This is a genomic window from Parahoeflea alexandrii (assembly GCF_024105735.1).
GTDB classification, from domain to species: Bacteria; Pseudomonadota; Alphaproteobacteria; order Rhizobiales; family Rhizobiaceae; genus Hoeflea; species Hoeflea alexandrii.
Window position 1 is genome coordinate 39392 of sequence record NZ_JAAAML010000001.1, and the last position, 12448, is coordinate 51839.

At 60.6% G+C, this 12448-nt stretch carries 9 protein-coding genes; 8 read left to right on the plus strand and 1 reads right to left on the minus strand.

Annotated elements, in window-relative coordinates:
• Window positions 1–75: 75 nt before the first annotated feature.
• From GTW23_RS00175 to GTW23_RS00195, 5 genes are all read left to right on the plus strand, one after another.
• Window positions 76–1743 (plus strand): ABC transporter substrate-binding protein, encoded by a 1668-nt coding sequence (locus GTW23_RS00175; RefSeq protein WP_382265782.1) that lies wholly within the window; start codon window positions 76–78, stop codon window positions 1741–1743.
• A gap of 63 nt (window positions 1744–1806) precedes the next feature.
• On the plus strand, window positions 1807–2832 hold the full coding sequence (locus GTW23_RS00180; protein ID WP_252914158.1) for an ABC transporter ATP-binding protein: 1026 nt from the start codon (window positions 1807–1809) through the stop codon (window positions 2830–2832).
• Window positions 2829–3830: an ABC transporter ATP-binding protein gene (locus GTW23_RS00185; protein ID WP_252914159.1), complete on the plus strand. Its 1002-nt coding sequence runs from the start codon at window positions 2829–2831 to the stop codon at window positions 3828–3830. Before GTW23_RS00180 ends, GTW23_RS00185 begins: the two co-directional genes overlap by 4 nt.
• 5 nt (window positions 3831–3835) lie before the next feature.
• The gene (locus GTW23_RS00190; RefSeq protein WP_252914160.1) at window positions 3836–4771 is read left to right on the plus strand and encodes an ABC transporter permease; all 936 of its coding nucleotides are present in this window, start codon (window positions 3836–3838) and stop codon (window positions 4769–4771) included.
• 2 nt (window positions 4772–4773) lie between these two features.
• Window positions 4774–5691: an ABC transporter permease gene (locus tag GTW23_RS00195; RefSeq protein ID WP_252914161.1), complete on the plus strand. Its 918-nt coding sequence runs from the start codon at window positions 4774–4776 to the stop codon at window positions 5689–5691.
• 275 nt (window positions 5692–5966) lie between these two features.
• On the opposite strand, the gene GTW23_RS00200 is transcribed toward GTW23_RS00195, so the two are convergent.
• The gene (locus GTW23_RS00200) at window positions 5967–6674 is read right to left on the minus strand and encodes a Crp/Fnr family transcriptional regulator (RefSeq protein WP_252914162.1); all 708 of its coding nucleotides are present in this window, start codon (window positions 6672–6674) and stop codon (window positions 5967–5969) included.
• A gap of 162 nt (window positions 6675–6836) precedes the next feature.
• On the opposite strand from GTW23_RS00200, the gene GTW23_RS00205 reads away from it, so the two are divergent.
• The 3 genes from GTW23_RS00205 (at window position 6837) to nosZ (ending at window position 12446) form a co-directional block, all read left to right on the plus strand.
• The gene (locus tag GTW23_RS00205; protein WP_252914163.1) at window positions 6837–8030 is read left to right on the plus strand and encodes an NnrS family protein; all 1194 of its coding nucleotides are present in this window, start codon (window positions 6837–6839) and stop codon (window positions 8028–8030) included.
• Window positions 8031–8270: 240 nt separating this feature from the next.
• Window positions 8271–10514 (plus strand): NosR/NirI family protein, encoded by a 2244-nt coding sequence (locus tag GTW23_RS00210; protein WP_252914164.1) that lies wholly within the window; start codon window positions 8271–8273, stop codon window positions 10512–10514.
• A gap of 12 nt (window positions 10515–10526) precedes the next feature.
• Window positions 10527–12446: a TAT-dependent nitrous-oxide reductase gene (gene nosZ / locus GTW23_RS00215; protein WP_252914165.1), complete on the plus strand. Its 1920-nt coding sequence runs from the start codon at window positions 10527–10529 to the stop codon at window positions 12444–12446.
• The last annotated feature ends 2 nt before the right edge of the window (window positions 12447–12448 follow it).

The following is a 12448-nucleotide window of genomic DNA, read 5'->3' on the forward strand; positions in this document are numbered from 1 at the left end:
GGGCCTGCACGAGGGACCCCGGGCGAGATCATGAGATTTACAATCACGCACAGATGCGAAGTTGAGGAACGGAACATGACCCACAGCCGCACGCTTAAAGGCGCCATGATGATTGGTGCATATCTCCTTGCAACGACAATGCTCACGATGCCCGGGCAGGCTTTGGCCGAGGATCGCCCAGAGATTACTGTTGCAGTCCAGCAGATCGTCAATGCCGGTGCACTCGATGTGCTGCGCGAGCAGTCCAACGTCGGAGCCCGGGTGTTCTACTCGATCTTCGAAACCCTGATCGACTACGACCGCCAGAACGCTGACCTGCCGCAGAAGCCGGGTCTTGCCACCGAATGGAAGCGCATCGACGACAAGACCGTCGAGTTGAAGCTGCGCCCCGGCGTCAAGTTCCACAACGGCGATGTCATGACGGCAGACGATGTCGTCTTCACCTTCTCCAAGGAGCGCTTCGGTCTTCTCGACGAGCAGGACAGTGCGCGCAAGGATGGCAAGACACTGTTCACCGCGAGCGCCAGTGCCGCGGTTGGCGGCAAGGTCCCGCCAGCCGAAGTCGCAGCCGTGGCAAAGCGTGCCTGGCCCAATCTCGACCGCGTTGAAAAGGTCGACGACATGACCGTCCGCTTTGTCTCGACGGTTGCCGATCCGACGCTCGAAGGCCGCATTTCCCGCTACGGCGCGGAAATCCTCTCCAAGCGCGCCTATGAGGAGGCCGAGTCCTGGCTCGCCTTCGCCCAGAAGCCGGTCGGCACCGGGCCCTACAAGGTTGTTGAATTCAAGCCCGACAACATTCTCGTTCTCGAAGCCCATGACGATTACTGGGGTGGCACGCCGCCGGTCAAGACCCTGCGCTTTGCCGTGGTTCCCGAAGTCGCAAGCCGCGTCAACGGCCTTCTCTCCGGCGAATATGATTTCATCACCGATCTTCCGCCGGACCAGATCAACACGGTTGAATCCAATGCTGCGTTCGAAGTCGTCGGCGGTCCGATCACCAACCACCGCCTGATGGTGTTCGACAAGAACAACGGCCCGATGCAGAACGCCAAGATCCGCCAGGCAATGACCCATGCGATCGACCGGGAGACCATCGTCGAGACCCTCTGGGACGGCCGCACATCGGTCCCAGCCGGCCTGCAGTGGTCTTACTACGGTGACATGTTCCTCTCCGACTGGACCGTGCCTGAATACAACGTGGAACTGGCAAAGAAGCTGGTCCAGGAATCGGGATATAATGGCGAGGAAATCACCTTCCGCGTTCTCAACAACTACTACACCAACCAGGTCTCCACCGCGCAGATCAATGCCGAATCCTTCCGCCAGATCGGTCTCAACGTGAAGATCGAGATGAAGGAAAACTGGCAGCAGATCTTCGACAAGGAGAGCGGCCCGCGCATGGTTCGCGACTGGTCGAACTCGGCTCCTTTCCCGGATCCGGTTTCCTCGATCGTCAACCAGCATTGCCAGAACGGCCAGCAGCAGCAGGTCGGCGAATGGACCAATGAAGAGTTCAACGCGCTTTGCATCAAGCTCGAAACCTCGACCGATCTTGAAGAGCGCCGTGCTTCCTTCCGCCGGATGCTCGAAATCGCCGAGCGCGAAGATCCTGCCTACACTGTTCTGCACCAGAGCGCGATCTTCTTCGGCAAACGCAAGGACATCGAGTGGAACTGGTCCGGGCTGCAGTCGATGGACTTCCGGGCGGCCAACTTCCAGGTTGTTGCGCCGGGCAACTAAAGCCAAGGGCCGGGGCGCGAACTGCGCGCCCCGGCCCTTTTTGTTGCAACGGAGAACCGGCCCATGGAAACGCTTCTTTCAATCAAGGACCTGACGATCGATTTCGACCAGGGAAAGCGCTTCGTCAGGGCGCTGCACGGTGTCAGCCTGAATGTTGCCAGGGGCGAGGTTCTGGGTGTTGTCGGCGAATCCGGTTGCGGCAAGTCGATCACCTGGCTGGCGGCGCTGGGGCTGCTCGGCAGCAAGGCACGCATCTCCGGCTCCGTCCGGCTCAACGGGCAGGAGATAGCCGGAGCTCCGGAAAACGATCTTGCGGGCTTACGTGGCGGTCGCATCGCCATGATCTTCCAGGATCCATCGAGTTCCCTCAATCCGGTGCACCGCATCGGACGGCAGATCGCTGAAGCGCTGAAGCTGCACCGGGGCATGACCGGAGCCTCGGCCAATGCGGAGGCGGCGCGTCTTCTCGACCGGGTCGGCATCGCCAACGCCACCCGGCGTCTGCGCGAATATCCGCACGAAATGTCGGGCGGCATGAACCAGCGCATCATGATTGCCATGGCGCTTGCGGGTGAGCCCGACCTGCTGATCGCCGATGAGCCGACCACGGCGCTTGACGCCACCATCCAGGCGCAGATCCTTGATCTGCTGACTGAATTGCGTCGCGATAGCGGGATGGCGCTAGTCCTGATTTCCCATGATTTGGGCGTCGTTGCCGACATGAGCGACCGGGTGGCGGTGATGTATGGCGGCCGTGTGATTGAGGAAGCCGACACCGGTTCGCTGTTTGACAGCCCGGCGCATCCCTACACCAGGGGGCTCATCGCGGCGCTTCCGGACATTGACGGTCCGCGCCGGCGTCTCGAATCCATTCCCGGAACCGTGCCGGCTCCCGACCAGCTGCCTCCGGGCTGCAGCTTTGCACCCCGCTGCGCAATCGCCAGCAAGATCTGCGATGCCAGGGTGCCGGCATTCCTGCCCTATGGCGAGAAGCAAAGCCATTTTGCCGCCTGCATCAAATGCAGGGGAGGCGCACCGACCGAAACGGCGTCGATGCCCGGCAACAAGAGCGCGCTGGTGCCGGCATGACCGACCTGCTGCGGGTAAACGATCTCAAGCGGCACTACGAGGTCCATGTTCCGGAGGGCCTGTTTGGCCGGAAGGCCTCGCTCAAGGCTGTCGATGGCGTTTCCTTTTCCATCGAGAAGGGCCGTACCCTGGGTCTGGTCGGGGAGTCTGGTTGCGGCAAGTCGACCACGGCCAAGCTGGTGCTCGGTCTGATACCGGCGACATCAGGAACGGTTGAGTTCGCCGGGACACCGGTGACGGCCAGGCACGATGCACAGTGGCGGGCGATGCGGCGACGCATGCAGATGATCTATCAGGATCCGCTTGGCGCGCTCGACCGGCGACTGCCGGTGATCACCCAGATCGCCGAACCGTTCGAGATCCACTATGCGCAAATGCCTGCCGCCGAGCGAACTGACCGCGCTGCAGTTTTGATGGACTCCGTCGGGCTCAGGCCGGATATGGCCATGCGTTATCCACACGAACTTTCCGGCGGGCAACGCCAGCGCGTGGTTATCGCGCGGGCGCTGGCGCTGGAACCGGACCTCTTGGTCTGCGACGAGCCGGTTTCGGCGCTTGATGTTTCGATCCAGGCCCAGGTTCTCAACCTGCTCGACGATCTGCGCGAGCGCACCGGATTTGCCGCCCTGTTCATCAGCCATGACCTGAAGGTTGTTCGCCAGATGTCGGACCAGGTCGCGGTGATGTATCTCGGACGCATCGTCGAATCCGGGCTGCCGGAAGAAGTGTTCCGGCGCCCACAGCACCCCTACACCAAGGCCCTTGTCTCGGCCATTCCGACACCTGCACGGCGGGGAAAGCGTGAGCGGATCGTGCTCGAAGGTGATCCACCCAGCCCTGTTGATGTGCCCTCCGGCTGCAGCTTTCACACCCGCTGCCCGATTGCTCAGGCTTCCTGCCGAAACGCGGTTCCGCAGCTGGTGGCAAGTGGCGGCCATGCGGTGGCGTGCCACCTCGTCAATGCTGGTGCCACCCCGGCTGTTCAGGCGGCGGAGTAGGGATCATGGTTCAGTATTTGTTGATGAAGATTTTCCGCGCTCTGGTGACAGTAACACTGATTGTCTCAGCGGCCTTCGTTGTGCTCAGGCTGTCGGGCGATCCGGCGATCATCATTCTGGGACCGGAAGCGCCGCCGGAAGCCTTTGAAGCGTTCCGGCGGAACTGGGGCCTCGACCAGCCGATCTGGGTTCAGTACTTCAAGTATTTCGCGGCCGTGTTCCAGGGCGATCTGGGCAACTCGATGCGGGACGGGCGCTCGGCGCTGGTCGTCGTCGGTGAGCGGATCCCGCTCACTCTCGCTATCACCTTGCCGGCGCTCTTCATCAAGCTTGCCATCGGTCTGCCGGCCGGCGTGATGGCGGCGCTCTATCGCAATACCTGGGTGGACAGGCTGATCATGATGCTGTCGGTGGCCGGATTTACTGTGCCGAGTTTCGTCCTCGGACTGGTGTTGGCGATGATCTTCGCGGTCTGGCTCGGATGGCTTCCATCCGGCGGTTCGGACACCTGGGCGCATGCGGTGCTGCCGACGGTGACCATGGGCCTGGTAGGGGCAGCCGTCATCGCCCGCTTCACACGCTCGGCCATGCTCGAAGTACTGGGGCAGCCCTACATCCGGACGGCCTCGGCCAAGGGATTGCTGTGGCGCGATGTTGTGCGCAACCATGCGCTGCCGAATGCAGCGATCCCGACACTGACGATCATCGGTTTTCTGGTCGGTTCGCTGGTGGCCGGTGCGGTGGTGGTGGAAAGCGTCTTTTCCTGGCCGGGCGTCGGGCGGCTTCTGGTCAATGCGGTGGCCAACCGGGACCTGGCGGTTGTCCAGGTGATCCTGCTTCTCGTCGGCCTGACCATGGTCGGCGCCAATCTTGCCGTCGACATCCTCTATGGGATCGTCGATCCGCGTCTTCGCATCAAGCGGCTTCAGGCCGGGAGCTGACAATGACAATCGACACCACGCCGGACCTTGAACCGGCCTCTCCAACCCATGCAAGCGGCAGCGTATTCACGTCGAAAAGCCGGCTTAGGGCCTTCTTCGAAGCCTGGCCGCCGCTGGTCCTGATTGCGCTGTTCTGGGTCGGGGTGATTGCAGTCGTGGTTGTTGGCGCAAAGTGGATCGCGCCCTACGACTTCATGGCGCTTGATCTGAGAGCCCGGTTGATCCCCCCAGTCTTCATGGGGGGCGACTGGACTCATCCGCTGGGAACGGATGAGCTGGGCCGGGACGTGCTGTCCCGGCTGATTGTCTCGATCCAGATTTCGATGGTCATCGCGTTCCTGTCGACGCTGATCGCCGCCATTGTCGGGGTGTCGCTCGGGTTCATTGCTGCCTATTTCAGGGGGCGTATCGAACAGGTCATCCTGATGCTGATCGACGCCCAGGCCGCCATGCCGTTCATGATCATCGCTCTGGCCGTGCTTGCCTTTCTCGGCAGTTCTCTGTTCTTGTTCACGATCCTCATGGGCTTTTACGGCTGGGAGCGGATCGCGCGTATCTCCAGAGGATTGGCGATTTCCGCCAATGAGCGCGGCTATGCCACAGCCGTGCGCGACCTCGGCGCGACGCCCTTCCGGATCTACTCACGGCATATCCTGCCCAACATCGCCTCGACGCTGATCGTCTCGCTGACGCTGAACTTCCCGGAAGTGATCCTGCTGGAGTCAGGTTTGTCGTTCCTGGGCCTCGGCGTACAGCCGCCGATGACCTCGCTTGGCAACATGGTCGGGTATGGTCGCGACTACATCCAGTCCGCGCCATGGATCATGCTGGCGCCGAGTGCCGCAATCGTGCTGACAACCCTGTCGATCTCGATCCTCGGGGACTGGATGCGCGACAAGTTTGATCCGACCCTCGATTGAGGCGCGTTACTCCCCTCTCGCCTTGTGCTTGGAAGCGTCGCAACAAGGGCTAGCATTCCGGGCGCGGGACTGTTTCTTATCCGGCTCTGATGGCCCCTGATTGAGGATCCGGAGGCATTCTCAGGTAGCATTTGATGTCCGGGGAAAGGCGAACGGAGCCAAGGTCTTGTTTCACGGGCTTGTAATCCGGTGCGCCGGTTGCCGGCAATCCTGCCAAGAGTGCCGGTGATCTGGTGGCCTGGCTCAGGCCTTCTTTCGCCGAAGCGTCTGGATCTTTACGACTTGCGTCCCGCCTGGCCGCTGGCGACCATGACCAGCTTGTGCCCTTCCATAAGTGTCACCTTCTGACGGCTCGATTTCACCCATCCGGCATGTTCCCAGCCACTAAGAAGGCGGGACACCGTGTGAAGAGTAGTGCCGGTCATTTCCGAGATGTCCTGACGGGAAATCGGAAAATCGATGAGTGTGCCCTCTTCGGTCTTGCGTCCTGACTGGTTGGCCAGTTTGAGGACCGCGTTGGCCACGCGCTGCTCGACCCGCTCGGTCGCAAGCTCAACCACCTTGTCCTGTGTTTCGAGCAGGCGCTCACCGAGCATTGCATAGGTATTGGTGGCGAAGCCCGGGTGGGCCGAGACAATGCTCTCCCACAAGTGCGATGGCCAGGCGAGCAGCACACAGTCAGCTGCCGCAACGGCGTTTGCCGGATAGCTGTCCCTGCCGATTGCCTTGGCAATGCCCAGCAATTCGCCGCTGGCTATAAATCGGACAATCACCTGCTCGCCGTCCGGAGCCAGCTTGACCACCCGCACATAACCGTCCAGCAGCAGATAAAACGAATGAGCTTCCTCTCCCTGACGAAAAACGTGGGCATTTTTCGGCTGTCGAAGTGGTTTTGCACCTTCGAGAATGTGTTCGAGCGCAGGCTGATCCATACCCATGAACGGCGGCAGGCCCGCGAGCAGGGAAGGATCGAGACGGCTCATCAAGTTTCTCCAGTTTGTGCAATTGCAAAGAACCCGGCTTCCAACTTGATAGGGTCATAGTCAAGCCAATGCAATCGCGCCGGGGGAGGCGGACGCGCCGGTGGCACAGCGGTGCGACCTGCAGACGGCAGATATGCGCAAAGACCGAAGCAGAGTCCCATCATGGCAATTCCGAGAACCCGCCCCTACAAGGGGCCAGCACTCCTGAGTTACGGGTTTCGCCCGTTTTTCCTGTTCGGGGCTCTGTATTCAGGGCTCTCAATCCTGCTGTGGCTGCCGCAGCTTTACGGTCAGCTCAGCCTCTCAACTCTGTTTGCGCCAACCGACTGGCATGTTCACGAGCTCTATTTCGGCTTCCTTCCGGCCATCGTGACGGGTTTTCTGTTTACCGCGGTTCCCAACTGGACTGGCCGCATGCCGCTGCAGGGGATGGGTCTTCTGATGCTGCTGCTGATCTGGATTGCCGGGCGGGTGGCTGTCACGTTCTCGAGCCATATCGGCTGGCAGGCGGCACTGGGTATCGACGCCGCTTTTCTGATCGCGGTGGCCATGACCATCGCCCGCGAAATCATTGCCGGTTCCAACTGGCGCAACCTCAAAGTGTTGTTGCCTCTTCTGATTTTGACCGCTGCCAACATCACCTTCCATCTGGAAGCCCATAACAGCGGTGTGTCCGATATCAGCAGGAGGCTCGCGGCGCTTGCAGCGATCACACTGATCATGCTGATTGGTGGCCGCATCGTCCCGAGCTTCACCCGGAACTGGCTTGTGCGCGAAAATCCCGGGCGGCTGCCGGCTGCTTTCTCCAGCTTTGATGTTGTCTCGATCGCAATTGCAGTTGTTGCTCTGGCTGCGTGGGCTGCATGGCCGGACTCGGTGACAACGTCGGCTCTCATGGCACTTGCGGCCATGGTACAGCTTCTCAGGCTGGCCCGCTGGGCAGGGCACCGGACGCTGCGCGACCCATTGGTCTGGATGCTGCATGCCTCCTACCTGTTCGTGCCTGTCGGTTTCGGCCTTATCGCCGCTTCCGGGTTCTGGCCGGTGTGGTTGTCTCCGCTTGCGGGAATTCATGCATTGGGTGCCGGTGCGGTCGGCGGCATGACGCTCGCCGTGATGATCCGGGCTTCGCTCGGCCACACGGGTCAGCCCCTAAGAGCCGGCCTATCGGGAACCCTGATTTTTTCCGCCTTGCTGGTCGCAACTCTCGCCCGAATCGTGGCGGTGGTAAGTGACGCCAATGCTGACCTTGGCCTGCAGGTAGCCGCATTCGCCTGGATGGTAGCCTTCATCGGTTTCGCGGTTGCCTTCGGACCTGCGCTTTGCCGCAGGCGCAAAACCAGGGCTGCTCAGTAGAGCCATGCCAACCGAGAGAGCCAGTGGTGTCATCGATGATGATGGCAAGACATTGTCGCGGCAACGATCAATCCGGGATGGAACCCGAGGGGATCGGTTCGTACGGTAATAGATAGCATATCCAACATACAACATATTGAAATCAGGCTGCATTTCGTTCCGGAGATTGCATTTTCGCAAAGAGCGGAATCCGTCGCCACAGTAGTTTCGCGTTGAAAAAACCGGATGAAGTGACGCGAAATGATGAAGCCCGATAAAGGCCGATCCTGGGTAATTGCAGCGCTTGCGATTGTCATCGGATTTTTGGCAGGCACTGCCCAGGCTGAGCCGCTGGTCATGAAATTCCTGGACAAGGCAAATGTCGGCGACATCGTCCCCGGCGCCACGGAGTATGGCCAATTGCGGCCGGACATTCCCGTGGTCGAGGCGCTCAAAGACGGCAAGGTCGTCGGCTACGTCTTCCTGACATCGGACTTCGTGACGACAACCGGCTATTCCGGCAAGCCGATCCACACCCTCATGGGTGTCGATGACAATGCAAGGGTGACCGGCGTCCGTCTGGTCAAGCATTCCGAACCGATCGTGCTGATCGGCATTCCCGAATCCAAGATCACCGCGGTGACGGAAAAATACGCCGGACTGGATCTCATCGCCGAGGCCTCCGCCGGCGGCTCGGCGCATGATCTCGACATCGTCTCGGGCGCCACCGTGACCATCATCGTCATCGACGATTCCATCGTTCGCGCCGGGCTGAAAGTGGCGCGGTCTCTTGGCCTTGGCGGACTGGAGCCCGAACTGGCTAGCGCCGGGCCAACGAGATCGCTTGCGATGCCGAGCGGTGCCGACGTCAAGATATCCGACTGGCAGACGCTTGCCGGAGACGGGTCGATCCGCAGCCTGCGGCTTGATATCGGTCAGGTGAACACGGCATTCGAGGAGACCGGTGACGCCCGCGCCATCAAGCGCCCGGAAAAAGGCGCGCCCGATGATACGTTCATCGACATGCAGATGGCGCTGGTCAGCGCGCCTGAAATCGGCCGCACGCTGCTTGGCGGCGATGAATACGCCAACCTACTCGAATGGCTCGATGAAGGCGAGCAGGCCATTCTGGTGGCTGGCCGCGGCAAATATTCCTTCAAGGGATCGGGCTATGTGCGCGGCGGCATCTTCGACCGCATCCAGCTGATCCAGGGCGATACCGCCGTTCGCTTCCACGACAAGCAGCACAAGCGTCTCGGCAAGCTCGCGGCAGAGGATGCGCCGTCGTTTACCGAACTTGATATCTTCAAGATCAAGGCCGGCAGCGGCTTTGATCCGGCGGAACCGTTCAGGCTGCAGCTCTTGGTGCAGCGCGCCGTCGGCGCCATCGACAAGGCCTTCATCACCTTTGATCTCGGCTACCGCATTCCAGACCGCCACACCGAGAAACTCGCGGTCGAAACGGCTGAGGTCGCAAACCCGCAGATCCGGAGCAAGGTGGCGGTGTCCGACACCAGTGAACTGAGCCATTTGTGGAAGCGCATCTGGCTGCAGAAGCGCGTCGAGGTCGTGGTCCTGATTGCGGCCCTGGTCATCCTGACCGCTGTGTTCTTCTTCCAGATGCAGGTGACCCGGCATGAGCGTTTTACCTATTGGTTCCGTATAGGCTTCCTGGTGTTCACGCTGGTGGGACTCGGCTGGTACGCCAATGCACAATTGTCGGTGGTCAATGTGCTGGCATTCTTCTCGGCGGTTATGGCTGACTTCTCCTGGTCGGCTTTCCTGATGGACCCGCTGGTCTTCGTCCTGTGGTTTTCGGTGGCGGCGTCGCTGCTTTTCTGGGGCCGCGGCGTGTATTGCGGCTGGCTTTGCCCGTTCGGCGCGCTGCAGGAGCTGACCAACAAGATCGCGCGCTTTTTCAGGATACCGCAATACACAGTACCCTGGGGCCTGCATGAACGGCTGTGGCCGATCAAGTACATGGTCTTTCTCGGCCTGTTCGGCCTGTCGCTGTACTCCCTGGAAATGGCTGAGCGCTATGCGGAGATCGAACCGTTCAAGACGGCGATCATACTCAAGTTCCAGCGTGGCTGGCCCTACATCCTGTTCGTGGTCGTGCTCATAGGTGCAGGGCTGTTCATCGAGCGGTTCTACTGCCGCTATCTGTGTCCGCTCGGCGCGGCGCTGGCGATCCCGTCGCGGCTGCGGATGTTCGACTGGCTCAAGCGCTACAAGGAATGCGGCGATCCGTGCCAGCGCTGCGCCAAGGAGTGCATGGTCCAGGCCATCCACCCGGAAGGCAATATCAATCCCAACGAATGCCTGCAGTGCCTGCACTGCCAGGTGCTCTACCAGAGCGCCACCAAGTGCCCGGTTTGCATCAAGACTGAAGCCAAGCGCGCAAAATTCCGCAAGCAGAACGGTCTCGATCCCATCGCTCCGGCATCGACCGGCATCGGGCAGCCGCGCGTGGGAAACAATTCAACACCACAACCATCAACCTGAAGGAGACTGCAAATGTCAGCCGAAGAAACCAAACAGAAAGGCCTGTCACGGCGATCCCTCATGTCCGCCACGGCAGGAGGAGCCTTCCTCGCCGGATCCGGAATGGGATCCGAACTGCTCAGCGGCGCGCTTATCAGCAAGGCGCATGCTTCGACGCCGAAACTGAACTTCGAGCCGGGTGAGCTTGACCCCTATTACGGCTTCTGGTCGTCGGGCCAGAGCGGCGAGTTGCGCATTCTCGGTTTTCCGTCGATGCGCGAGCTGATGCGGGTTCCGGTGTTCAATCGCTGCTCTGCCACCGGCTGGGGCCAGACCAATGAGAGCCTGAAGATCCTCACCGAAGGCCTGACCGAGGAGACCAAGGCGTTTCTCGCAGCCAAGGGCATGAAGACCTACGACAATGGCGACCTTCACCATCCGCACATGTCGTTCACCGAAGGCACCTATGACGGCCGTTACATCTTCGCCAACGACAAGGCCAACACCAGGGTCGCACGCATTCGCTGCGACGTGATGAAATGCGACAAGATCATCGAGATCCCGAACGCGCATGACATCCACGGCATGCGGCCGCAGAAGTATCCGCGCACCGGCTATGTCTTCGCCAATGGCGAACATGAAGCGCCGTTGGTCAATGACGGCAAGATCCTTGATGATCCGTCGCAGTATGTGAACATCTTCACCGCCATCGATGGCGACGAGATGAAGGTCGCCTGGCAGGTCATGGTGTCGGGAAATCTCGACAACACCGATTGCGACTATCAGGGCAAGTATGCCTTCTCATCGAGCTACAACTCGGAAATGGGCATGAATCTGGCCGAGATGACCGAGAGCGAACTCGACCATGTGGTGGTGTTCAACCTGAAAGCCATTGAGGACGGCGTTGCCGCCGGCGATGTGCAGATGCTCAACGGCGTGCCGGTCATCGACGGGCGCAAGGGCCAGAACAAGAAATACACCCGCTACATCCCCATCCCGAACAGCCCGCACGGCGTCAATGCCGCGCCGGACAAGAAGCACATCATGATCAATGGCAAGCTGTCGCCGACCGTCTCGATCATCGACGTGACAAAGCTCGACGCCCTGTTCGACGAGGATGCCGATCCGCGCTCGTGCATTGTTGCCGAGCCCGAACTGGGACTCGGTCCGCTTCACACGGCCTTTGACGGCAAGGGATTTGCCTACACGACGCTGTTCCTCGACAGCCAGATCGTCAAGTGGGACATCGACAAGGCCATTCGCGCCTTTGCCGGCGAGGATGTCGACCCGATCGTCTCAAAGGTCGATGTCCACTACCAGCCGGGTCACAACTCGACCTCAATGGGCGAAACCGCGGAAGCCGACGGCGCATGGCTGATCTCGATGAACAAGTTCTCCAAGGACCGGTTCCTCAATGTCGGTCCGCTGAAGCCGGAGAACGAACAGCTCATCGACATCTCGACCGATGACATGAAGGTGGTTCACGACGGACCGACTTTTGCCGAGCCGCACGACAGCATCATCGTGCGGGCGGACATCGTCAATCCGGTCAATGTGTGGTCGCGCGAAGACCCGGTGTTTGCCGATGCCTACGCCCAGGCGAAAGCCGATGGCGTGGATCTCGATTACGACGACGTCGTCATCGAGGACGGCAACAAGGTGCGCGTCTACATGACTTCGGTCGCCCCGCAGTTCGGCCTTGAGAAGTTCACCGTCAAGCAGGGACAGGAAGTCACGGTCTATGTGACCAACCTTGATGACGTGGACGATGTCACCCACGGCTTCTGCATCTCCAACTACGGCATTGCGATGGAAGTCGCTCCGCAGGCGACCGCGTCGATCACGTTCACGGCTGATCGCCCCGGCGTTCACTGGTTCTACTGCCAGTGGTTCTGCCATGCCCTGCACATGGAAATGCGCGGCCGCATGTTTGTCGAACCGCGCAACAGCTGAGG

Coding starts and splice junctions, on each gene's coding strand:
- GTW23_RS00175 (WP_382265782.1), top strand. CDS start 76: ATGACCCACAGCCGCACGCTTAAAGGCGCCATGATGATTGGTGCATAT.
- GTW23_RS00180 (WP_252914158.1), top strand. CDS start 1,807: ATGGAAACGCTTCTTTCAATCAAGGACCTGACGATCGATTTCGACCAG.
- GTW23_RS00185 (WP_252914159.1), top strand. CDS start 2,829: ATGACCGACCTGCTGCGGGTAAACGATCTCAAGCGGCACTACGAGGTC.
- GTW23_RS00190 (WP_252914160.1), top strand. CDS start 3,836: ATGGTTCAGTATTTGTTGATGAAGATTTTCCGCGCTCTGGTGACAGTA.
- GTW23_RS00195 (WP_252914161.1), top strand. CDS start 4,774: ATGACAATCGACACCACGCCGGACCTTGAACCGGCCTCTCCAACCCAT.
- GTW23_RS00200 (WP_252914162.1), bottom strand. CDS start 6,674: ATGAGCCGTCTCGATCCTTCCCTGCTCGCGGGCCTGCCGCCGTTCATG.
- GTW23_RS00205 (WP_252914163.1), top strand. CDS start 6,837: ATGGCAATTCCGAGAACCCGCCCCTACAAGGGGCCAGCACTCCTGAGT.
- GTW23_RS00210 (WP_252914164.1), top strand. CDS start 8,271: ATGATGAAGCCCGATAAAGGCCGATCCTGGGTAATTGCAGCGCTTGCG.
- nosZ (WP_252914165.1), top strand. CDS start 10,527: ATGTCAGCCGAAGAAACCAAACAGAAAGGCCTGTCACGGCGATCCCTC.